Raw genomic sequence first — 22,164 nt, forward strand, 5'->3', positions numbered from 1 at the left:
TCTTTTATTCTGTTTTTACTACCTCTGCCGGGTTTTGCCGGGCAGCACTCCATACTCTTGAGAAAATACTGATGACAATAACTCCCGCTATGCCTATAAAGATGGCGACGTACATCCAGGCCGGAATAGTCGTTTGCCGGATGTAACTTTCAATCCATGTTTGCATGATGATGTGGCTGATTGGAAACGCAATGATGGCGGCTATAAACAAAAGAATGAAATACTCTTTAAAGAACATCTGCAAGATGTTCTTTATGGTAGCTCCGTTCACTTTGCGGATAGCTATTTCTTTACGTCGTTGTTCGCATGACAAAGTCACTTGAGAGAAAATGCCAAAAATGGAGATAATGACACAGACCAAAGAAACAATTCCCAATAAGGTCATAAGTGCATCTTCGGAGCGCAGATATTTGTTGTATTCCTCCTCTTCGTTATACAGTCTCATGAAAGAAGACGGGAAATCTTCGTTCTGCATTTTTTGAATTGTGTCCAGACAAGCTTTCCAGCTTCCTTCTTTAAACTTGAATAGGATACTGGCACGTCCCCACAAATATTGCTGCTCTTCGGCACGGACAAAGGCGAGAGGTTGCGGAGCAACCGTAGGGGGAAGATGGCTAAAGTCTTTCACAACTCCTATCACATGATAGAATGTTTTCTGTCCGTCGTATTCTGAGTAGAATTTCTTTCCGACGGCACTTTTCCACTCGAATTTTAATGCGGCGGTTTCATTGATGATAACATCATTTGTAATACTCTTATCAGATAACCATTCTCCTTCCGACAAATGCAATCCGTAGTATTTGAAGAAATCTTCGCCCGAAGGCATGATACCTACCGAATATGTTTCATCATTTGTTTTGTTCTGACCATCCCATCCGTTGATCTCTGTATACATCATTGGCCCTGTGGGAATGATCGGGAAATAGTGTGGGGGCAAGGTTTCTGTAACCATGGGCAAACTGGCAATTTTAGTATTCCATTCATTGATATCACCTCCCTTCATCCAGATGGCAACGTTGGCTAAGTTGTGTCGTTCCATACCCAGATCTGTGTTTTTCAGATAATAAAGTTGTTTCATCATGACAGCTGTGCAGAAAATGAAGCCTAAGCTGATAATTAACTGCATGACCAATCCGGATTTGCGAAATATCCCCCGTTGGGCGGTCTCTTTTTTGTTTTGGATATTATTTTGTAAAGTCCGTTTTCTGAAGTAATACAGAGGGATTTGTGAAATGATAAATGACAGGATAATTACCGCAATGATGTATATCATTGCTTCTGAATATAGTGATGTTGTTTCTGATATTTGTGCCAGTTCTATAAATCGTGATAAACATAACTCTATAAGGACCATTCCTGTTGCAGATCCGGCAATCAATACTAACAGGTATTCGATGGAGAATAGTGTGAACAGTGAACGGTCTGTGGCACCACAAACTTTGCGAAGTCCCATTTCACGGCCACGCATGCGAAGACGACTGATAAAGAGAGTCAGGTAATTGAATAGCGAGCATAGGATGACCAGAGCCCCTGCTATGGCAAAATAACGGATATAATTAAACGAAATAACGATTTCGTCTCTATTTAAGTAATCTGAATAGCGGAGTGAGGTAATCGGCGTTATGGTCAATTGGCCCAAACTGCTCTCTTTTTCTTGTTTAGAGAGGTTGATAGCAGATACTCTTTTTTGAAAGCTCTCAATGTCCGTATTGGAACGTATGCGAATAAATATTTGTTCCGTTTCACTTAACCAGTCGGGGTAATGGCGGATGGGTAGCAAGATACTGTATGCCAGATTGGAGTGTTGTGACCAATCGCTGACGACTGCACATATCCGGCAAAAACGCCCTCCCAACTCAACCTCTTTTCCTAAAGGGTCTTCTTCTCCGAACCAACTTTTAGCAAGCGATTCGGTGATGGCTATTTCTTTTCCTCTTTCTTTAAGAAAGTTGACATTTCCCTTTAGGAGACGTACATCGAACATGTTGATAAAGGCAGAGTCTACTTCGACAGTCAGCAGATTCTCACTCCTGTCATTGAACTGAAGTTTCCGTTTCATGGGAGAGATTCCGCAGATGTCTTCTATCTCGGGTAAATTCTTTTTCAGATATTCTATGGCAGGATATGGCAGTGAATTGCTTAGTACACCGGTTGCCGATTTGAGCTGTGCTCTAACCATATAGATATTGTCGGCCTTTCTATGAAAAGTATCGTATGTCATTTCATAGCGTATCCATAAGGTAGCAAGCGTGAAGCAGGTGATTCCTACAGCCAATCCGATAACACTGATGATACTCTGAGTTTTATATTTCTGCAGATTTCGGAATGCGATTTTAAAATAGTGTCGTATCATTTGGTTCTTGTTTTTACAAATAGTGTTTCAAGAAGTATGCCAAAGAAGCAACTTGTTGAAACACTATTGTTTATGTGCTTATGATGTATAGATACACCGTGTGAATTTGCACGATCATAGTGCGCATGCGCACAAAAATACAAATTTACTACTCTCCTTTCAACACTTTGGCCGGATTGATATTGGCAGCTTTTCGTATTTGCCATATCAGAGTGGCCAGCGAAATGAAGGAAGTCACTATGGCGGCAACAGCAAACAGCCACCAGGATATAGGAGCTTTGTTGGCAAATCCTTCCAGATATTTTGAGATGATATACCAGGATAGAGGTGCTGAGATGACAAATGCCACTCCCAGAATAATCGAGTATTTCTTTAACAGGAGCGGATAGATCTCCTTTAGGGTGGCTCCGTTCACTTTACGTAGTGCAATTTCACGATATCGCTGACGGATGTCGAACATAGATAATCCGAATAACCCCAGGCAAGATATAAGAATGGCAATGACACTGAACAAGGAGTATATCTCAGCAGTTCGCTTATCTTCTTGATACATGGTCGCTATCTCGTCTTCTAAAAAGCTGTATTCAAACTCACCTTCGCCCAGTATTTCATCATGCAGCTTTTTCAGGAAGGCAATGGCTTCTTGCTTTTTTCCGGGAATGATTTGTGCCATCAGTCGATCTCTATAACTGCCCCGCGGATCTTCGTAAACAATGAAGAGCGGAGGAGTGGTTTTCGATAAGTGACCGATCTTGAAGTCTTTGATCACTCCGATAACCTGATATGGAGGATTCTTCTCCATTTCTTCGGATTTTGAAGAAGACCACCACAATCTTCTTTCGGGTTGAATCAGGGCCGTTTCTATATTATCTATTTCTAAGAGTGATTTGGCCGATTCATTAATGATCATTTTATAATCACTCCATTGATCAACAGAGTCATTCCACAGGCGCCCCTCTTTTAGCTGAAAGCCGAACAGTTCAATATATTTGTTGCTTAGACTGCTATAAATAACTGGCTTGAACTCGTCCCGCTGCACATTCCGCACATTATTATAATTACCGTCCAATTGATTCGGGTTCTCTCCATACTCCCAACGGATAAAGAGCGGAGAATGGTCCATTTCTTCTTTGATGTAAGCCAGATTACTTTTCTCTCTTTGTTTACGTCTCTCCCACTCTTCGTTCGACATATTTAGATCATATGAAGAACGTTCGGCATATAACTGACACTGAATGATGTCCTTGGTAGTATAGTTCAAATCGGCAGCCAACATGAAACGCACTTGCTTTGTAAAAAAGAGAGAAACAATAATAAGCACAAAGGTGATGAGGTACTGAACGAATAAAAATAGCACACGGGATACGATGGAATGTCCTCCTGCATTCACCGAACGGATAGATACGGAAGGCGAAACGTAATTGTATCTGATGAATGGATAAATAGAAGTCAATAATGGCAACAGAATCAATACTCCGACAGAAAGTATGGCACTGAATTCCGTATTGGAGATTTGCGGTATCCGGAGCACATGTTCCATCATACCACCGGTTATTTCGATGATGCACCAGGATATACATAGAGCCATGCCTGTCAGGATAAAGTTTTCAGTGAAAATCTGTGCGAATACATCCTTTGTACCGGCACCGTATACCTTTTTAACTCCAAACTCTCTGGCGCGTTTGAGCATCATTACCGTATAGATATTGATGAAATTGAACAAACCGATTATCAACAAAGCAATGGTGACAACAGCAAGTACTAAGATATTATTATAATTGCCTCTTTGGAAATTACTCTTACCGTTATCATAGATACGAATGGTCTTGTCGAAATAGAAATCTTTTAATGGAAAAAATTGCAGGCGAGTCGGTGTGTCCATATAGCACCTTAACTTCATAAACTTTTCGTTCTTGACGTTCAGCTTCTTAAAGTCCGTTCCGGGCATCAGTTGTATCAAGCTATAGCTTGAACGCGACCATGAATGTTGCAATTGTTCGGATACAATCAGGTCGAAATCTAAAAAGCTTTTCGTAGGCGGCTCCCCTATTACTCCCGTAATCGTGATGATGTCTCCTGTGCTGTAAGTCATTGTTTTCCCAATCGGATTCTCTCCTTTGAACAGTTTTTCAGCCAATCGCCGGGTGATGATGGCATCATTCGGAGATTTCAGAGAGGAGATACCGGATACAGACGGATATGGCAGTATTTGCAGAAATGCACTGTCTGTCACCACGGTTTTCACATTATATATCTGTTTCCCGACTGTAATTCTGTCTTCCGAGAAATTAATCCACCGGGTACTTTTCAGAACAGACGGATCTTTCAGCGGATCGATAAAGTTGGGGTCGTTATTTCTATCTTCATTGCTGCTTATTGTCCGCGTTCCATCTTCATACTCGCAATATAGCAGATAGGTGTTTTCAAGGTCTTTGCAGAAATGGTTTACAGTAACCTCTTGATGGATATACCGTAGGATGATAAGTACACAAGCCAGACTCAAGGCGAGGCCCAGTATATTGATAAATGTATATGTCCTGAAACGTGCCAAGGCTTTCCAGGCCAGCTTTATAGTTTTCATGTTTGTAATGGTTTTGAGTTTGATTTCACCACAGAGCACCACAGAGTCTCACAGAGTTTTAATCTCTTGTTTATAGGATATTAAAAGAAAACTATCTCTGTGCTACTCTGTGGTGAGTTTGATCCATTTTTTATATTACTTCAGTATTAATTCTTCCGCCTCCCCAAAGGTATCATATCCTGTCGTAACGACATAATCTCCGGGCTCTAATCCTCCGGTGATTTCATATTGCTGAGGATTTTGGCGTCCGATGGTGATGGGCGTACGTACTGCCTTTGTTTTTGATGCATTGGTTTTGTAGATCCATTGTCCTCCGGTAGCCTGATAGAAATTACCGCGTGGGATGACAATGGCCTGTTCTGGTTGCCCCAGCTCGATCTGTACACGGAAACTCTTGCCTACACGTACATTATCGGGCATTTCACCGGTGAAAACCAGATCGACATCGAACATGCGGTCTTTCACTTCGGGTACGACTTTAGTAATGCGAAGCGGATACCTCTTGCCTTGATAGTTGACGGTAGCAGGTAGTCCGGTGGTGATGCGGTCAATATAATACTCGCTTAATGAAGTGTGAATCTTGTACTGATCAAGTACCTTGATTTCGGCAATGCTCTCACCTGAACTTACCTGCTGTCCCGGTGTCACTTTGACGAAACTGAGTTGTCCGCCGAGGGGTGCCTTCACTACCAGATTGCCCAGACGCTCTGTGGCTCGCTCATATTTCTTGCGTTCGCGTTCCATATCTGTACGTATCAGATCTTTACGGATGATGGTCACAGCCGAGTCGTGGCGCAGACTTTCACGTTGTAGTTCGGCATTTTTTATCTTATAGTTATATTCGTCTTCCGATACTTCAAGTTGTGCCTTGCTCTTGATGCCCATACGAAATTCTTCTTTATCCAGCGCAAAGCTCTTTTTGAGCCGCGCCAGTTCATAATTGGTTTCCAACGTTTGTTGTTTTAGGTTCAGGCTTTTCTGTTCCATTTCGATCTCTTTTTCCTGGTAAGTGATGCGCTGCTTCTCCCAATCGTCCCGTTGGTCCTCGATGCTGCGCAACAAATCCGGATTAGAAAGGGTAAGGATCGTATCTCCCTTTTGGAGCAGGCTTCCTTCCTCAGCGATGATACGCTCTACGCTGCCGGCTTCGCGGGTGTTCACTTTGATAGTGAGAATTGGCTGGATCAGTCCTTCCACATCTACATATTCCATAAACTTACCGTCTTTGACCTCGGCTATCTGTATGTTTTCCGATTCGATGCGGAGCTTGCGCGGACCGACCGACAAAGTAATGACGTAAACAAGGAAAGCGGCGAATGCAATGCCTCCGGCTATGTAGAATTTATAGCGGATGTACCAGGGTTTCTTTTCAATTTTAATATCCATATTATTTTTATTTTTTTCGATTAACGATTTTTGTTTCGGATCAGTCTATCAACAGATCATAATTCTCGGTGAGTGGTGCCTTTCCTTCAAAGTCGAAGAGAGTGAGGCTGCGTAAGGTGTAATACAAACTCCAGTAGTTATAAAGGGCTGTTATATAATTACGGCGTGCCTGGTCTTTCTCTGTGATGGAAGCATTCAGGTCGAGAATGGTCGACTTACCGAGCAGATAGAGCTTGCGTGCCACGTCGCTACGCCGTTGGGCAGTTTCGTCGGTACGTGCGGCTATCCGTACCCGCTGCGCCTGAAGGTTGAATTGTTTCACCAGTTTGCGCACATTTAGTTCGAAGTCGGTTTTGTCCTGTTCCACCTGTGTGTATACAAGATCGCGATTGGAACGTGCCACACGCACCTTGCCTTTGCCGCGTCCCCAGTCGAGAATGGGAAGCGCAATGCCCAAACTGACGTATTGCTGGTCTAAAGGTCGTTTGTATGCACTCCCCAGTTTATCGGCTGTCTGTGTCAATCCGAAACGCAGATAAATATCCGCTTTCAGTCCGGCATTGGCTCGGGCATACGACACATTGCTTTCACTTTCCAGTTTCCGGCGCATCATGTTCTGTATCTCCGGGCTGTTCTCGTTGGCCAGCAACAACGCTTCGTGCAATTCTACACTGAAGTCCGGCACATGGTCATTGACTTTCACTTTTAGTTCTTCATCACTTTGAATGCCCAGATACGAGCGTAGCTCCTGCATGCAGTTGTCCATCTCGATACGGGCATTCATCCGGTTGGTTTCTTCGGTTAGTTTGTTCAGTTCCAGTTGCAGCATTTCGTTTTCGGTAATGGTACCGATGTTATAGCGCCCCTGGGCATATTGATAGAGTGTGTCTGCGTTGGCATAATTGGTGGTGGCGGTTTCGTAATTGCTTTGTGCGGTGGCAAGGTTAAAGAACTTCTGTGTAGCCCGTGCAGCTACCAATTCGAGTGTTTCTACATACGATTTTTTTGCTTCCCGGTAACGTACCGGTTCAATGCGGCGGTCCCATTTCAAACTGTTGTATCCGAAGAGCGACTGGCGGTAACCTATATTAATAGGTGAAGTCTGCCAAGCCGTTGTATGATCACTGAAGAGATCCATGCGTTGCGCTGCCGTCTCTATGAAAAGTGAACCTCCGGTCCAAGGAATATTCTGAGTCAGGCTTAGGGTGAGGTCTGTGCTGAGCATATTCTGTTCTACGAACTTTACAGTTCCGTCTCCCAGTGTTACTTTGTTGATGGCCCGGTTTAAATTGGGATCCGAAGTCAGGCTCAAAGCAGGCAAATAGTTTGCTTTATAATATTTGTAATTCCAGTAAGCCGAACGGAAACTATGGCGTGCCGTTTGTGCGTCCGGCGACTGAAGCTTGGCAAGCTTCACGGTTTCGTCCAAAGAGAGCTCCATCGTGTGTTCCTGTGCGGCGACCAATGAGATGCAACTGCATCCGGCAATAATAAATATCGTTTTCAGATTCATTGTGTATTTACTTTTTATATAAATCATTCAAAAGGTGTGCCATGGATGTAAGTTGCTTTTTAATAGCGATTTATATGTGAATGCTTCCTTGCTTTCGTGTGCATATACGCACAAAAATAGTGCGAATTAGCACACACAATGCATGAATATAATCTGTATCTTTGCCCTCAGCCTAAAGGTAAGCAGTTGTATCTGGCTTATATTGGTATCATTGCATAATGAGATAAGATGTACGAGATGTATAACCCGGATATGACGAGTTGTATAACTGGTATATCTTATCTTTTAAAGGAACATAAATTAGCTCATAATATAATATGGAACAGCTTGGAAAGATATTAATTGTAGATGATAATGAAGATGTATTGTTTGCCCTCAATCTTTTGCTCGAACCTTATACCGAAAAGATTAAAGTGGCTACTACCCCCGATCGCATTGAATATTTTATGACTACTTTCGGCCCGGACATCATTCTGCTCGATATGAATTTTAGCCGTGACGCCATCAGTGGGCAGGAAGGATTTGAGAGCCTGCAACAGATTCTGAAGATTGACCCGCAGGCAATCGTGATTTTTATGACGGCATATGCCGATACGGACAAAGCTGTACGGGCCATCAAGGCAGGTGCAACAGATTTTATTCCCAAGCCATGGGAGAAAGAGAAACTTCTGGCAACCTTGTCTTCGGGTATGAAACTCCGACAGTCACGTCACGAAGTGAATATGCTGAAGGAACAGGTGGAAGTATTGAGCGGACAGGGAGGATCAGAGAACGAGATCATCGGTGAGTCGGCAGCCATGCAAGAAGTGTTTGCTACCATTAATAAATTGAGTGAAACGGATGCGAATATCCTGATCTTGGGCGAGAATGGTACCGGAAAGGATGTGATTGCCCGTTTGCTCTATCGTTGTTCTCCCCGTTACGGAAAGCCCTTTGTGACAATTGATCTGGGCAGCATCCCCGAACAATTGTTTGAAAGTGAATTGTTTGGTTATGAGAAGGGTGCTTTCACCGATGCCCGGAAAGCGAAAGCCGGGCGGATGGAAGTGGCTACGGGCGGAACTTTGTTTCTGGATGAAATAGGTAATCTTTCACTTCCAATGCAATCGAAGTTACTGACTGCGATTGAGAAGAGGCAAATCAGTCGGTTGGGTTCCACTCAGTCGGTGCCTATCGATGTACGTCTGGTATGTGCAACCAATGCGGATATCCGGGCAATGGTGGATGAAGGAAACTTCCGTCAGGACTTACTTTACCGCATCAATACGATAGAAATCCATATTCCTCCCCTGCGTGAACGTGGTAATGACGTCATCTTGCTGGCCGAGTTCTTTCTGGAACGTTATGCCCGCAAGTATAAAAAGGATATGCATGGGCTGACGCGTGAGGCGAAGAATAAATTGTTGAAATATAACTGGCCCGGCAATGTGCGCGAGTTGCAACACACCATAGAGCGTGCTGTGATTCTGGGCGACGGCTCTCTGCTGAAGCCGGAGAATTTCCTTTTCCACTCTTCTGTACGGCAGAAAAAAGAAGAGGAAGTACTCAATCTGGAACAGTTGGAACGGCAAGCCGTAGATAAAGCCATGCGCCTGAGCGAAGGCAATATCACCCGGGCGGCCGAATATCTGGGAATCACCCGTTTTGCTCTTTATCGTAAACTCGAAAAACTCGGCTTATGAAACGCTATTCTATCAGTGTAGTGCTGCACATCCTTTTGTTGGTAGTACTCTCCATCGGAGGATATCTGCTCTTCCATTACGAATTGTGGTTTAGCACTTTGATTGTGACACTCTTGCTGATTGCCACAGGAGTGCACCTCTATTCCATTCAGATGAGATTGGCAGGCATGATGCGGCGACTGACGGATAGCATCCGCTTCAATGATATGACGCAAAGTTTTCAGCCGCCGTTTAAAAGCAGGATGATGATTGAACTGGCGGATGAACTCTCGCAAACGCTGAAATTGTTCCGAGGCAGACTGCTTGAGGAAGAAGTAAAGCATCAATATTATGAGAATCTGTTAAGTAAGGTAGATACGGCTGTGATGGTGACCGATCGCTCAGGCCGGGTAGAATGGATGAACCATGCGGCTGTGGCTTTGGTCGGGCAAGAAGCCCAATTGCCTCAGGAGTGGCTTACCGCTTCCTGGAACGAGACGCAAGTAGTACGCATCCGGCAGCAGGGAACTTCTGTCGAAATGGCTGTGTCCTGCACCCTGTTTGCTGCACAAAACAAGGAAAGGTTATTGGTTAGTCTGAAAAATATCCATTCGGTATTGGAGCGTAACGAGATGGAGGCCTGGCAAAAATTGATACGAGTATTGACTCATGAGATTATGAACTCTATTACTCCTATTATTTCTCTGTCTGAAACATTGAGTGAACGTGGAATACCCGAACGGCTTAGCGAGAAAGAATACGGTGTCATGTTGCAGGCTATGCAGACCATTCATCGGAGAAGCAAGGGACTGCTCGGGTTTGTGGAAAACTATCGTCGGCTGACCCGTATTCCTACTCCTGTCTGTGCGTTGGTGATAGTAGACGAACTCTTTTCTGATCTGAGGAAACTATTTCCGGATGCGTTTATCCATTTTGCGGCGACACATAGAGGTGCTACTCTCTACATCGATCGTGCACAGATAGAACAGGTATTGATTAATCTGATTAAAAACGCAAAAGAAGCCTGTGGACAAAGTACTGCTCCGCAGATTGAAGTGGAATTGGAACAAATACCCGGAAAAGTCTGCAGTTTGACGGTCCGTGATAACGGTGAGGGGATTCTTCCGGAAGTGATGGATAAAATATTCGTTCCGTTTTTTACGACGAAACCTTCGGGGTCCGGCATCGGACTCAGTTTGTGTAAACAGATTATGAATCTGCATGGGGGCACTATTACTGTTTCCTCAGAGATAAGTAAAGGCAGCTGTTTTACACTGATGTTTCCGGGAAGATAGGGGCTGTTAACCCCTATCCAATCCGCTCATGTCCGGATTGAGTTCTTTTACTGCATCGCGCACTTCTTTTTTGGTGGCTTCGCTGTAAGTTCCGGTTTGCTGTACGGGTACTTTGTCTTTAAGTACCTTTTCAGCCTTCTTCTGTTCTTCCGATGAAGTTTTCTCTTTTTCAGTATTCATAAGTCCGATCTCCTTTATTTAGTTAATAATAATGTAAACACCCCCACAGATGGATGGTTCATTACATTTTAGTTATTTTCTGTTTCTAATTCTTTGATTTCTTTGTTCAGGAATACCGATAATATGGTTCTTACGACAACGATACCGCCTAAAATAATCAGTTCGTTCATTGTAGGCTCCAATACAGTTTTCAGGATGTCCGAAGCAATCAAAAATTCTAACCCCAATAATAAATAGGTTCCGAATACGGCTCTCAACTTCCGTATATTAGTTGGGGTATAGGTGCCGGTTATCCTCTTCAGTTCATTGAGGATAAAAGAGAGGATAGCAATCAGCGCCCCATAAGTGACAATCAGCAAGCTGATGACACTGATAATAGTAGCCAGTAGACTTAAAAATTGTGTAAGCATAAAAGTTGTTATTTTTGTGATGGATAAAGCGGGTTACCTGTCTCGTCTACTTCCGTCCAATCCTTTACACTGACGGAAGGAATAGAAACGGAACTGCCATTGATCACAGCACTGAATAAGTAAGAATCTCCGGCTTTCAGCTCTCCGCTTGGGACAGAGATCTGAACGCTATAAGTTTTCGAATTGTTGTTTCCATCTGTTTCCACTTCAAGCGTAAGTGTCATCGGATCATTGGTCTGCAGTGGAAGCATGATATATTGCGCCAGAAATCCATTAATGCCCATTTTATCGGGTTTGTCATATGATGTTGCGGGAGGAATAACTCCGGTGGAGAGTGTCATGTTTGCTCCTGGAACCGGCGGAGTGATAGTAGCTGATAGTAGCCTGCTTAATTGAATACCATCTCCGGCAGAAACTTCAACAACAACTTGTGTACAGGCATGCTGGAATACAATGGGAATATTGATCTGTGCACTGCTTACATCCTGGTCGGTACTACCCCACCAAAGATAATCGATGCCATTGAATAAAGGTTCTGACTCTTGTCCGGTAAAAGAAGGCGGTATGGTTGAGAAGTTGTCGGATACGGCGTAAAAATTATAGATACCGTTCGCAAGATACATTTTATACCCGTCTTTTCCGGATAATACCCCCGGTGAGGAAGTGATGTACAATCCTTCGGCAAACAGAGTTTCCTGATTGGTGGTACTCTGTGTCTCTTGATAAGCGTACAAAGTGCTTTTGATTCCTTTTTTCATAGGAGACATGGCACGGGTCAGATTTCGGCTTTCGACAGAAGCATTGAAAGTGACGAGTGTCGTCTCCTTTTGTGGAGTTTCGGGAAGGTTATCTTCTCCGTTGCCATAAATAATGGTGGTATTTTTGGCACAGCCGCCTATAAACAAAGCCATACCGGCAAAAGCAATGAAATACATAGGTTTAGGAATTCTAAATTTCATGATATTTGTTTTTATAGTGATGTTTCTGTATTATACGTTTGAAACGGGATTTAGTTCACTGCTTTCGGAAATATTGCCGGAAAGTACCGTTTAAAATCTATCTAATAGTATCAAACTTCATTAACAGAGAGAACTTTTTCTATGTTTTATTGTCATTATAGCATAACAATAAAACGTAGAACATATGGCTAAAGTAATTAATAGGGATGTACCTATCGCAGAAGAAAATACCACCTTGACCGGTCAGCCGGCATCGAACATGTATGATGACTGGAGTGAAGAGATGGTGGATCGTGCAGACAATGTGTATGATGATACCCAAAAAAAGCCTGCCCAAAGCAAAAAGATAAGAGAAAAGAAGATCAAGGAAATAGATGAAGTTATCAAAGAGGATCTTGAATAATTTGTCTCTGTCGTGTGTTTAGCATAAAAGTCCTGATTCTGACGGAATCGGGACTTTTTAGGTTAATAGCTTCTATTTTTCTTATATATCCAAATATGTGACTGATAGGATGTTAAAAAATAAATATGAAAAAATACTTCTTTCACTATTGCATATTTAAAAATAGTCCCTATCTTTGCACCGCTTTTGAAAGGAACTTCCCTGTAAGAACGGGGTGTAGCGCAGTCCGGTTAGCGCACCTGCTTTGGGAGCAGGGGGTCGTGGGTTCGAATCCCGCTACCCCGACGAAGTCAAAGGAAGTTCTCTATTAAAAGTTTTCGGGGTGTAGCGCAGTCCGGTTAGCGCACCTGCTTTGGGAGCAGGGGGTCGTGGGTTCGAATCCCGCTACCCCGACGAAGTCAAAGGAAGTTCTCTATTAAAAGTTTTCGGGGTGTAGCGCAGTCCGGTTAGCGCACCTGCTTTGGGAGCAGGGGGTCGTGGGTTCGAATCCCGCTACCCCGACGAAGTCAAAGGAAGTTCTCTATTAAAAGTTTTCGGGGTGTAGCGCAGTCCGGTTAGCGCACCTGCTTTGGGAGCAGGGGGTCGTGGGTTCGAATCCCGCTACCCCGACAATAAAAAAACACTGGTAATTAAGTTTGCAACTTAACTATCAGTGTTTTTTATTTATCAGATGGGTATTAAAAGGATTAAAAAAAGGATTTAGGTTCTTCTTTAAATTAGGTGGTAAGTTTTCTTTTACTCATGGAATCTAATTCATTTTTCGGAAGTGTAAGCCCTCGCTTATAGTTGACAAAAAAGCAAGTATCCCGGTTTTTTCCCGAAGAGTCCATCCGTGAGGTGAAGAAGCGAATTTTAGGATAAACCATCTGAAAATCAATATCTTTAAAAAGTAAGATTTCTGTTCTCAAAAGCTTGTTTTAACACAGAGTTAAAGCTTGTTCTTTGGATGTGAATAACAAGTTCTTTAAATGCAAAAGACTTGTTATTTGCGCACAAGAACCTGACAACTTGCAAAAGGCGTTAACAATGTTAATTAAAGAAAGGTATAAGGATGAAGATACCGGTTCAGACGGCGCAAATTCATTTCCGAAACTCGAGTTATCTTATTCAGCCGGTGTCTACTTTTTCTTATTGAAGCAAGCAAAAAGGACAATTATCAACTTGAAAATAAAGAAATAAAGAATTTAGCACCAAATTTGAAGAAGAACCAGGATTTATGATTCTTCAAGAATGAAAATACTGCAAAAAACGCAAATTTTAAAATGTTATCCATATAATTCTACTTATGCCAACCTGTGAAACAGAAAGATGAGAAGCTCCCATTGAAAATTAGCATATCGTACATGCAGCAATTTACACTGATAAACTTAAATGCCTTCTTTCTCTTCTAAAATGGGATACAAGAAGGGAATAATTTGTAGAATTATTGCCAAACTCCGTAATAGTGCTCTTGTTGATGGTTTCTTGCGGTTCAATGGTGAATTGGTTATGTAATTGTTGATGTACATCGTATAATACCAAGAATACCATCTGTGACAGAACGCTTGCACGGCTTTATAGATGGAACTTGTGTTAGTTTTTTCACATTTTCAGATAAAAATCCCGGGTGAGTTCTATATACTTTTCACTATATTGATGACGGGAGGTTTCAGTCAGTAATTCTTCTGTTTCGCATGTCTGTTTGGTGAATCTAAATGAAATTAGAGTTCGTTTGGGAGCTCCGCCGGGCTTGGTTATGATAAAGAGTTGACGTGAAGGATATAGCCCATATTTATGAGCAAGTGTTTTAATTTGCTCACCGACATCCATTGGTATCACTATAGTGAATGTTCCCTCTTGCGAAAGTAGTCCGGATACACCTGCTAATAATTCTTCATATGTCAGGCTGTCGTTGTGACGGGCTTTATTACGTTGTTCGTCAGAACACTTTAATGAAGCGTTAAAGTAAGGAGGATTGGAAACTATTGTATCAAATTTAGAAATACCATTTTTACTGCTATAATGTTTAAAATCTTGTTGGATTACCTCTATCCTATTTTTCCAGGGCGAGCGGTTTATGTTTTCTGTTGCTTGGGCAGCAGCGGCTTCATCGATCTCAAGGGCTGTAATGGAAGCTGTACTGCGCTGGGCTAACATAAGTGCCACCAGTCCTGTGCCGGTACCAATGTCGAGAATGCGGACCGAGGATTTTACGGGAGTCCATGCCCCGAGCAGGACGCCGTCTGTACCTACCTTCATGGCACATTTATCGTGCCAAACGGTAAACTGTTTAAACTGAAAATAAGGTTGGCTCATTTAGCTAATAAATAATTAAGTTCGCCAAAAATAGGTAAATATTGTGATATGACATTCCGTCCGTATTATTATTTGGCATTGTTTTTGTGTTTTTATCGAACAGATGTTTTATTCTTAATGAAGAATCGATTAACTTTGCGAACGTTTTATGCTCGCTGATATGACATAAACTAATTTATACGAAATGAAGAAAGAAAGATATTTAAGAGAGATGGATGACCAGAATGATAACGCATTTTCATTGATTGCCGATTTTGACGGAAATGAAGATCAAGTGTTTGATATTAAGGTTGGTGAAACTCTTCCGGTTCTCCCCCTCCGTAATATGGTATTGTTTCCCGGAGTATTTATGCCTGTTTCTGTAGGTAGAAAATCATCTTTGAGATTAGTGAGGGAAGCTGATAAGAAAAAATCCTATATTGCAGTAGTTTGCCAGAAAATGGCAGAAACAGACGAACCGGCATTCGAAGATTTGCATCCAATCGGAACGATAGGTAAGATTGTACGTGTGCTTGAAATGCCTGACCAGACGACAACAGTCATTATCCAAGGGATGAAACGCCTGGAGTTGAAGAACATTACAGAAACACATCCATACCTGAAGGGAGAAGTGAACATTATCGACGAAGAGATACCTTCGAAAGACGATAAGGAGTTCCAGGCATTGGTAGAAACCTGCAAAGACCTAACAATACGATATATTAAGTCATCGGACTCTTTACATCAGGAATCGGCGTTTGCCATCAAGAACCTGACGAATCACATGTTCCTGGTAGATTTTATCTGCACGAACCTTCCATTAAAGAAGGACGAGAAAATAGAATTGTTACGCATCGATTCTTTGCGCGAACGTACCTATCGGTTACTTGAAATTTTGAACCGCGAGGTACAACTGGCCGAAATTAAAGCATCTATCCAGATGCGTGCTCGTGAAGATATTGACCAGCAACAACGTGAATATTTCCTGCAACAGCAGATAAAAACCATTCAGGACGAATTGGGTGGCGGAGGCCAGGAACAAGAAATAGAGGAAATGCGTCAGAAAGCAGAACACATGAAGTGGAGTTCCGAGGTGCATGAGACTTTTCTGAAAGAATTGGCTAAACTGGAACGTACTCATCCTCAGTCACCTGATTACAGTGTGCAGTTAAATTATCTGCAGACGATGCTTAATCTTCCGTGGGGAGTATATACCACTGACAATCTGAATCTGAAGAATGCGGAAAAGACTCTTAATAAAGATCATTACGGTCTGGAAAAGGTGAAAGAGCGTATTCTGGAACATTTGGCGGTACTGAAGTTGAAAGGTGACATGAAGTCTCCTATTATCTGTTTATATGGTCCTCCGGGAGTCGGTAAGACGTCATTGGGTAAATCCATTGCCGCTGCATTGAAACGGAAATATATCCGTATGTCATTGGGAGGTGTGCACGATGAAGCGGAAATCCGCGGACATCGTAAAACTTATATCGGTGCAATGCCGGGACGTATCATCAAAAACCTGATAAAAGCCGGATCTTCTAATCCGGTGTTTATTTTGGACGAGATTGATAAAGTAAGTGCCGATCGTCAGGGAGATCCTTCTTCTGCTTTGCTTGAAGTGCTTGATCCGGAGCAGAATACGGCTTTCCATGATAATTTTCTGGATGTGGATTATGACTTGTCTAAAGTGATGTTTATCGCTACGGCAAACAATTTAAATACTATCCCGGGACCATTGCTCGACCGTATGGAGTTAATCGAAGTCAGTGGTTATATCACCGAGGAAAAAGTGGAGATCGCACGGAAACATTTAGTGCCGAAAGAATTGGAAGCAAACGGTATGAAGAAAACCGATATCAAGATTCCAAAAGACACCTTGGAGGCTATTATCGAATCATATACACGTGAAAGCGGCGTGCGCGAACTGGAAAAGAAGATCGGTAAGATCCTTCGTAAGTCCGCCCGTCAATATGCTACGGATGGTTTCTTTTCCAAAACCGAAATTAAACCGGCTGATTTGTACGACTTCCTGGGGGCTCCGGAATATACACGTGATAAATATCAGGGCAACGATTATGCCGGTGTGGTGACAGGTTTGGCATGGACAGCTGTAGGAGGTGAGATCTTGTTTGTCGAAACCAGCTTGAGCCGTGGCAAAGGCGGTCGTCTTACTTTAACCGGAAATTTGGGTGAAGTAATGAAAGAGTCTGCAATGTTGGCACTTGAATATATCAAAGCACACGCTTCACTTCTGAATCTGAATGAAGAAATCTTTGATAACTGGAATATTCATGTCCATGTTCCCGAAGGAGCTATTCCCAAAGACGGTCCTTCGGCAGGTATCACAATGGCTACTTCATTGGCTTCTGCTTTGACACAGCGTAAAGTAAAGGCTAACCTGGCTATGACTGGCGAGATTACCTTACGTGGTAAGGTGCTTCCGGTGGGTGGTATTAAAGAGAAGATTCTGGCTGCTAAACGTGCCGGTATCAAAGAGATCATCATGAGTGCCGAAAATAAAAAGAATATTGACGAAATACAGGATATATATCTGAAAGGACTGACTTTCCATTATGTGAATGATGTAAAAGAAGTTTTTGCTATTGCGTTGACCCAGGAGAAGGTTGCCGATGCCATTGATTTATCCGTAAAGAAAGCCAGCCAGGAATGACATTCGAACTACAATATACAGACGTAAAAAGTAATGCCCGTGCTGGTCTGATCACGACAGCCCACGGGCAAATACAAACCCCTATATTTATGCCGGTAGGTACAATCGGCAGTGTGAAAGGAGTACATCAGACTGAATTGAAAGAGGATATTCAAGCTCAGATTATTCTGGGAAATACGTATCACCTTTATTTGCGTCCGGGACTGGACGTGCTCGAGAAGGCCGGTGGGTTGCATAAGTTCAATGGATTTGATCGTCCGATGCTGACCGATAGCGGTGGTTTTCAGGTGTTTTCTTTATCCGGAATTCGTAAATTGCGTGAAGAAGGAGCTGAATTCCGTTCACATATCGATGGAAGTAAGCATATCTTCACTCCCGAAAAAGTAATGGACATCGAACGTATTATCGGTGCCGACATTATGATGGCATTTGATGAGTGTCCGCCGGGAGATTCGGATTATGAATATGCCAAAAAGTCATTGGGATTAACGCATCGCTGGCTTGACCGTTGTATTCAACGGTTCAACGAGACGGAACCTAAATATGGCTACAATCAGTCTTTGTTTCCAATTGTGCAAGGATGCGTATATCCTGATTTACGTAAACAATCCGCAGAGTATATAGCTTCTAAAGGTGCAGATGGCAATGCCATAGGCGGACTCGCTGTAGGCGAGCCTGTAGACAAGATGTACGAGATGATAGAGTTAGTGAATGAAATACTTCCGAAGGACAAACCTCGTTATCTGATGGGTGTGGGCACGCCGGTTAATATTCTTGAGGGCATTGAACGTGGAGTTGATATGTTCGACTGTGTAATGCCTACCCGTAACGGGCGAAATGGAATGCTGTTTACGAAAGATGGTATCATGAATATGCGTAATAAAAAATGGGAAGCAGACTTCTCTCCTATTGAGGCTGATGGTGCTTCGTATGTGGACACCTTGTACAGTAAAGCATATCTGCGCCATTTGTTTCATGCTCAGGAACTGTTGGCCATGCAGATAGCATCTATCCATAATCTGGCGTTTTATTTGTGGTTGGTGGGAGAAGCACGCAAGCACATTATTGCAGGGGACTTTTCAACCTGGAAACCTATGATGGTGAAAAGAGTGTCAACAAGACTATAAACTTATGAGAAGCAATCGGTTTATTAAACGCCTGGACTTGTATATCATCAAGAAATTCTTGGGGACATACGTGTTTGCTATTGCATTGATTATTTCTATTGCAGTAGTATTCGACTTTAACGAGAAAATGGATAAGTTTATGGAGCGAAGTGCGCCGTGGTCGGCTATCATCTTCGATTACTACATGAACTTCATTCCTTATTTCGCAAATCTGTTCAGTCCGTTGTTCGTATTTATTGCTGTCATATTCTTTACTTCAAAGTTGGCCGAGAACTCTGAGATTATCGCGATGTTCTCTACCGGTATGAGTTTTAAACGCATGCTACGTCCTTATATGATATCGGCCGGTATCATCGCGATCTCTACCTTTATATTAGGATCGTATGTTATCCCGAGGGGAAGTGTGACGCGTTTGGATTTTGAAGATAAATACGTAAAGAAAAAAAAGACTACTTATGTACATAACATACAGTTGGAGATCGACACAGGCGTGATTGCTTATATTGATAATTATCAGGATTATAACAAAACGGGAAACCGCTTTTCGCTGGATAAGTTTGTGGATAAGAAGCTGGTGTCTCATTTGACCGCCCGCAGTATAACTTATGACACTACAGCTGTTAATAAATGGACGATCAAGGATTATATGATTCGTAATTTGGACGGATTGAAGGAGACAATTATCCGTGGGGATAAACTGGACTCCATCATACCGATGGAACCTGCCGATTTTATGATCATGCGTAATCAACAGGAAATGCTGACCAGTCCGCAATTAAGCGCTTATATTGATAAACAGCGCCAAAGAGGCATCGCTAATATCAAAGAGTTCGAGATCGAGTATCATAAGCGGATCGCCATGTCATTTGCATCGTTTATCCTGACTGTAATCGGAGTATCTCTTTCTTCAAGAAAAACAAAAGGGGGAATGGGGTTACATTTGGGAATCGGGCTTGGTTTGAGTTTCTCATACATCCTGTTCCAGACCGTAGCATCCACTTTCGCAGTGAATGGAAATATGCCTCCGGTGATCGCAATGTGGATCCCTAACTTACTATATGCACTGATTGCATTTTACTTATATAGAAAGGCTCCCAAATAATGGAGTGCATCTGAATATGAAAGGTCTAAAAATAAGAATTTCCGCCTGCTCCTGTGAAATCACAAGTGCGGGCGGAATTTTTTGTTGTATTCATTTCCTCTTTTGTCTCGTTCCCAAGACCGAAGTCCTGTAGGGAACCCCCACTCTCTTCTTACGCCTTAAAATCAACCTTTGATTTTGTTTGCATAAGCAGAAAGTTCTGCAGCAGAGATGTTTTTGGCTATAATCACACCATTTCCATCCAATAAATAGTTAGTGAAACCCCGGTTCAAACGGTATTTCTTAAATAAGCCGGAGCTTTCGCCTTTAGTTTCCACGAAACAAGTGGGCGTAACTATTTGGTCCTTACGAATGGTTTCTTTAAATACCGACTGGTACTCGTCAAACGAAACGGAAACCATTTCCACATCTTGAGAAGTTGATCGAAGCGCATTGCTTAAACTTGCGTTTTGCATCCGGGACTGCGCATCATAACTTGCCCAGAAACTAAGCAGCACATATTTACCTTTCAAATCGGTTAAATCAAGATTGTGCTGTACATCTGACGTAGTTTCGATTCTGAAATCAGGGGCTACGTCACCCACGTTCAAACCTCCGGTGGGTTTGTCTTTTTCTACGAAAGAAGTCAAGGAACTAATTAGTAATACAACAAAAATCCATTTTACATGCCTCATGTAATTCGGTTTTAGTTAATACTATCCGGGACTGTCCTCTAAACAGTGGTCTCTCCCCGAAACATCGTCTTTTTAGGCACAACAGAGAGGAATCTGTTGACTGTCAAGGCCTTTAATTCAGAAACCGGGTGCAAAGGTAAGTAAATATTATTTCAACTTCCAAATAAACAAGTAAATTTCTCACTTTTTAGGTGTAGTTTTTTATGTTATTTAGCATAAATACTGGGAATTTTCTCCTACTTTTGCAGGATACTTAATGAACAATCCGCTATGCAACCATCAAAAACAGAACTAATTCTGATCCGTATCACCGGTGAAGATCGTCCGGGACTCACAGCTTCCGTAACAGAAATATTGGCAAAATACGATGCTACTATTTTGGATATTGGTCAGGCAGACATTCATAATACTCTTTCGTTGGGTATTCTTTGTATGACTGAGGAGCAACTTTCGGGATTTATGATGAAAGAGTTACTATTCAAAGCATCTTCTTTGGGAGTGACTATTCGTTTCTATCCAATTTCTGCGGAAGAATACGAAAGCTGGGTAAATCTGCAGGGTAAGAACCGTTATATTCTTACTTTGTTGGGACGTAAGCTCACTGCTCGTCAGATTGCAGCGGTAACCCGTATCTTAGCTGAACAGGACATGAATATTGATGCTATCAAACGTCTGACCGGACGTATTCCATTGGACGAAAGGAAAATGCACACTCGTGCTTGCATTGAGTTTTCAGTTCGTGGTACCCCTCGGGATAAAGAAGCTATGCAGGGACAATTGATGAAGTTGGCCAGTGAACTTGAAATGGACTTCTCTTTCCAGCTCGACAATATGTATCGTCGTATGCGTCGTCTAATCTGTTTTGATATGGATTCTACCTTAATAGAAACCGAAGTGATTGACGAACTGGCTATGCGTGCAGGTGTAGGGGCCGAAGTAAAAGCAATTACCGAACGTGCCATGCGCGGGGAGATTGACTTTACGGAAAGCTTTCGCGAACGGGTTGCATTGTTGAAGGGGCTGGACGAGTCTGTTATGCAAGAGATTGCCGAGAGTTTACCAATTACCGAAGGAGTCGATCGTCTGATGTATGTACTGAAGAAATATGGTTATAAAATTGCTATTCTTTCGGGAGGCTTTACCTATTTCGGACAATACTTGCAGAAAAAATATGGTGTTGATTATGTATATGCTAATGAACTTGAAGTAGTCGATGGCAAACTGACAGGCCGTTATCTGGGAGATGTAGTGGACGGAAAGCGTAAGGCGGAATTGCTCCGGCTGATTGCTCAGGTAGAAAAAGTGGATATTGCTCAAACCATTGCCGTGGGTGACGGAGCCAATGATTTGCCAATGTTGGGGATTGCAGGTCTTGGCATAGCCTTTCATGCAAAACCTAAAGTAGTAGCCAATGCCAAGCAGTCTATTAATACAATTGGGCTTGATGGGGTACTCTATTTTCTGGGCTTTAAAGACTCATATCTGAATATGTAAGAGTGGGAATAATAAAAGAACCCGAAAAATTTGTACTACGTAGTGAATTTTCTATCTTTGCGAGCAAATAAAAAGAAA

Annotated in this window: 17 protein-coding genes and 4 tRNA genes; 12 read left to right on the plus strand and 9 right to left on the minus strand. The window is 42.5% G+C overall.

Annotation, left to right across the window (positions count from 1 at the left end; genetic code table 11):
* Window positions 1-4: 4 nt before the first annotated feature.
* From JZY04_RS03935 to JZY04_RS03950, 4 genes are all read right to left on the minus strand, one after another.
* Complete coding sequence (locus JZY04_RS03935) at window positions 5-2,353, minus strand: ABC transporter permease (RefSeq protein ID WP_122142117.1); 2,349 nt, start codon at window positions 2,351-2,353, stop codon at window positions 5-7.
* A gap of 148 nt (window positions 2,354-2,501) precedes the next feature.
* On the minus strand, window positions 2,502-4,934 hold the full coding sequence (locus JZY04_RS03940) for an ABC transporter permease (protein WP_122142116.1): 2,433 nt from the start codon (window positions 4,932-4,934) through the stop codon (window positions 2,502-2,504).
* A 135-nt stretch (window positions 4,935-5,069) separates the two neighbouring features.
* Entirely contained in the window at window positions 5,070-6,320 is a 1,251-nt protein-coding gene (locus JZY04_RS03945) for an efflux RND transporter periplasmic adaptor subunit (RefSeq protein WP_122142115.1), read from the minus strand.
* Window positions 6,321-6,360: 40 nt separating this feature from the next.
* The gene (locus JZY04_RS03950; protein ID WP_122142204.1) at window positions 6,361-7,833 is read right to left on the minus strand and encodes a TolC family protein; all 1,473 of its coding nucleotides are present in this window, start codon (window positions 7,831-7,833) and stop codon (window positions 6,361-6,363) included.
* 317 nt (window positions 7,834-8,150) lie between these two features.
* Here JZY04_RS03950 and JZY04_RS03955 point away from each other — a divergent pair, with 317 nt between their 5' ends.
* Together JZY04_RS03955 and JZY04_RS03960 are read left to right on the plus strand one after the other, a co-directional pair.
* Window positions 8,151-9,515, plus strand: a complete 1,365-nt coding sequence (locus tag JZY04_RS03955; protein WP_005820276.1) for a sigma-54 dependent transcriptional regulator — start codon at window positions 8,151-8,153, stop codon at window positions 9,513-9,515.
* Window positions 9,512-10,789 (plus strand): PAS domain-containing sensor histidine kinase, encoded by a 1,278-nt coding sequence (locus tag JZY04_RS03960; RefSeq protein WP_122142114.1) that lies wholly within the window; start codon window positions 9,512-9,514, stop codon window positions 10,787-10,789. Before JZY04_RS03955 ends, JZY04_RS03960 begins: the two co-directional genes overlap by 4 nt.
* Window positions 10,790-10,795: 6 nt before the next feature.
* On the opposite strand, the gene JZY04_RS03965 is transcribed toward JZY04_RS03960, so the two are convergent.
* From JZY04_RS03965 to JZY04_RS03975, 3 genes are all read right to left on the minus strand, one after another.
* On the minus strand, window positions 10,796-10,969 hold the full coding sequence (locus JZY04_RS03965) for a hypothetical protein (protein WP_005777810.1): 174 nt from the start codon (window positions 10,967-10,969) through the stop codon (window positions 10,796-10,798).
* 68 nt (window positions 10,970-11,037) lie between these two features.
* On the minus strand, window positions 11,038-11,379 hold the full coding sequence (locus tag JZY04_RS03970; protein ID WP_005777808.1) for a DUF1622 domain-containing protein: 342 nt from the start codon (window positions 11,377-11,379) through the stop codon (window positions 11,038-11,040).
* A gap of 8 nt (window positions 11,380-11,387) precedes the next feature.
* A complete protein-coding gene (locus JZY04_RS03975; protein WP_122142113.1) occupies window positions 11,388-12,338 on the minus strand; it encodes a fimbrillin family protein in 951 nt (316 codons plus the stop codon).
* A 184-nt stretch (window positions 12,339-12,522) separates the two neighbouring features.
* Between JZY04_RS03975 and JZY04_RS03980 the strand changes: the two genes are divergently transcribed.
* The 6 genes from JZY04_RS03980 (at window position 12,523) to JZY04_RS21200 (ending at window position 13,920) form a co-directional block, all read left to right on the plus strand.
* Window positions 12,523-12,741, plus strand: a complete 219-nt coding sequence (locus tag JZY04_RS03980; protein ID WP_122142111.1) for a hypothetical protein — start codon at window positions 12,523-12,525, stop codon at window positions 12,739-12,741.
* 210 nt (window positions 12,742-12,951) lie between these two features.
* Window positions 12,952-13,026, plus strand: a tRNA-Pro gene (locus JZY04_RS03985).
* A gap of 33 nt (window positions 13,027-13,059) precedes the next feature.
* A tRNA-Pro gene (locus tag JZY04_RS03990) sits at window positions 13,060-13,134 on the plus strand.
* Between the two features lie 33 nt (window positions 13,135-13,167).
* Window positions 13,168-13,242 (plus strand) — tRNA-Pro (locus tag JZY04_RS03995).
* A gap of 33 nt (window positions 13,243-13,275) precedes the next feature.
* Window positions 13,276-13,350, plus strand: a tRNA-Pro gene (locus tag JZY04_RS04000).
* A gap of 339 nt (window positions 13,351-13,689) precedes the next feature.
* Window positions 13,690-13,920, plus strand: coding sequence for a hypothetical protein (locus JZY04_RS21200; protein WP_122142202.1), 231 nt, complete (start codon window positions 13,690-13,692; stop codon window positions 13,918-13,920).
* Between the two features lie 402 nt (window positions 13,921-14,322).
* Here JZY04_RS21200 and JZY04_RS04005 read toward each other — a convergent pair whose 3' ends face one another.
* Window positions 14,323-15,036, minus strand: coding sequence for a tRNA1(Val) (adenine(37)-N6)-methyltransferase (locus JZY04_RS04005; RefSeq protein WP_122142110.1), 714 nt, complete (start codon window positions 15,034-15,036; stop codon window positions 14,323-14,325).
* A gap of 184 nt (window positions 15,037-15,220) precedes the next feature.
* Between JZY04_RS04005 and lon the strand changes: the two genes are divergently transcribed.
* Genes lon through JZY04_RS04020 form a run of 3 tightly spaced genes read left to right on the plus strand, consistent with a single transcriptional unit; the run spans window position 15,221 to window position 19,918 of the window.
* Entirely contained in the window at window positions 15,221-17,689 is a 2,469-nt protein-coding gene (gene lon, locus JZY04_RS04010; RefSeq protein ID WP_032530004.1) for an endopeptidase La, read from the plus strand.
* Window positions 17,686-18,816, plus strand: coding sequence for a tRNA guanosine(34) transglycosylase Tgt (gene tgt, locus JZY04_RS04015; protein WP_122142109.1), 1,131 nt, complete (start codon window positions 17,686-17,688; stop codon window positions 18,814-18,816). Before lon ends, tgt begins: the two co-directional genes overlap by 4 nt.
* A 4-nt stretch (window positions 18,817-18,820) precedes the next feature.
* Window positions 18,821-19,918 (plus strand): LptF/LptG family permease, encoded by a 1,098-nt coding sequence (locus tag JZY04_RS04020; RefSeq protein WP_005777794.1) that lies wholly within the window; start codon window positions 18,821-18,823, stop codon window positions 19,916-19,918.
* A gap of 164 nt (window positions 19,919-20,082) precedes the next feature.
* On the opposite strand, the gene JZY04_RS04025 is transcribed toward JZY04_RS04020, so the two are convergent.
* On the minus strand, window positions 20,083-20,592 hold the full coding sequence (locus tag JZY04_RS04025) for a thioredoxin family protein (protein WP_005777789.1): 510 nt from the start codon (window positions 20,590-20,592) through the stop codon (window positions 20,083-20,085).
* A 270-nt stretch (window positions 20,593-20,862) separates the two neighbouring features.
* Here JZY04_RS04025 and serB point away from each other — a divergent pair, with 270 nt between their 5' ends.
* Window positions 20,863-22,086: a phosphoserine phosphatase SerB gene (gene serB / locus JZY04_RS04030; RefSeq protein WP_122142108.1), complete on the plus strand. Its 1,224-nt coding sequence runs from the start codon at window positions 20,863-20,865 to the stop codon at window positions 22,084-22,086.
* The last annotated feature ends 78 nt before the right edge of the window (window positions 22,087-22,164 follow it).

This window comes from Bacteroides sp. 11BF (genome assembly GCF_019633765.1).
In the GTDB taxonomy this organism is placed as follows: Bacteria; Bacteroidota; Bacteroidia; order Bacteroidales; family Bacteroidaceae; genus Bacteroides; species Bacteroides hominis.

Bases quoted from the DNA above. Each gene is read 5' to 3' on its own strand.
- JZY04_RS03935 (WP_122142117.1), bottom strand. From the start codon at position 2,353: ATGATACGACACTATTTTAAAATCGCATTCCGAAATCTGCAGAAATAT.
- JZY04_RS03940 (WP_122142116.1), bottom strand. From the start codon at position 4,934: ATGAAAACTATAAAGCTGGCCTGGAAAGCCTTGGCACGTTTCAGGACA.
- JZY04_RS03945 (WP_122142115.1), bottom strand. From the start codon at position 6,320: ATGGATATTAAAATTGAAAAGAAACCCTGGTACATCCGCTATAAATTC.
- JZY04_RS03950 (WP_122142204.1), bottom strand. From the start codon at position 7,833: ATGAATCTGAAAACGATATTTATTATTGCCGGATGCAGTTGCATCTCA.
- JZY04_RS03955 (WP_005820276.1), top strand. From the start codon at position 8,151: ATGGAACAGCTTGGAAAGATATTAATTGTAGATGATAATGAAGATGTA.
- JZY04_RS03960 (WP_122142114.1), top strand. From the start codon at position 9,512: ATGAAACGCTATTCTATCAGTGTAGTGCTGCACATCCTTTTGTTGGTA.
- JZY04_RS03965 (WP_005777810.1), bottom strand. From the start codon at position 10,969: ATGAATACTGAAAAAGAGAAAACTTCATCGGAAGAACAGAAGAAGGCT.
- JZY04_RS03970 (WP_005777808.1), bottom strand. From the start codon at position 11,379: ATGCTTACACAATTTTTAAGTCTACTGGCTACTATTATCAGTGTCATC.
- JZY04_RS03975 (WP_122142113.1), bottom strand. From the start codon at position 12,338: ATGAAATTTAGAATTCCTAAACCTATGTATTTCATTGCTTTTGCCGGT.
- JZY04_RS03980 (WP_122142111.1), top strand. From the start codon at position 12,523: ATGGCTAAAGTAATTAATAGGGATGTACCTATCGCAGAAGAAAATACC.
- JZY04_RS04005 (WP_122142110.1), bottom strand. From the start codon at position 15,036: ATGAGCCAACCTTATTTTCAGTTTAAACAGTTTACCGTTTGGCACGAT.
- lon (WP_032530004.1), top strand. From the start codon at position 15,221: ATGAAGAAAGAAAGATATTTAAGAGAGATGGATGACCAGAATGATAAC.
- tgt (WP_122142109.1), top strand. From the start codon at position 17,686: ATGACATTCGAACTACAATATACAGACGTAAAAAGTAATGCCCGTGCT.
- JZY04_RS04020 (WP_005777794.1), top strand. From the start codon at position 18,821: ATGAGAAGCAATCGGTTTATTAAACGCCTGGACTTGTATATCATCAAG.
- JZY04_RS04025 (WP_005777789.1), bottom strand. From the start codon at position 20,592: ATGAGGCATGTAAAATGGATTTTTGTTGTATTACTAATTAGTTCCTTG.
- serB (WP_122142108.1), top strand. From the start codon at position 20,863: ATGCAACCATCAAAAACAGAACTAATTCTGATCCGTATCACCGGTGAA.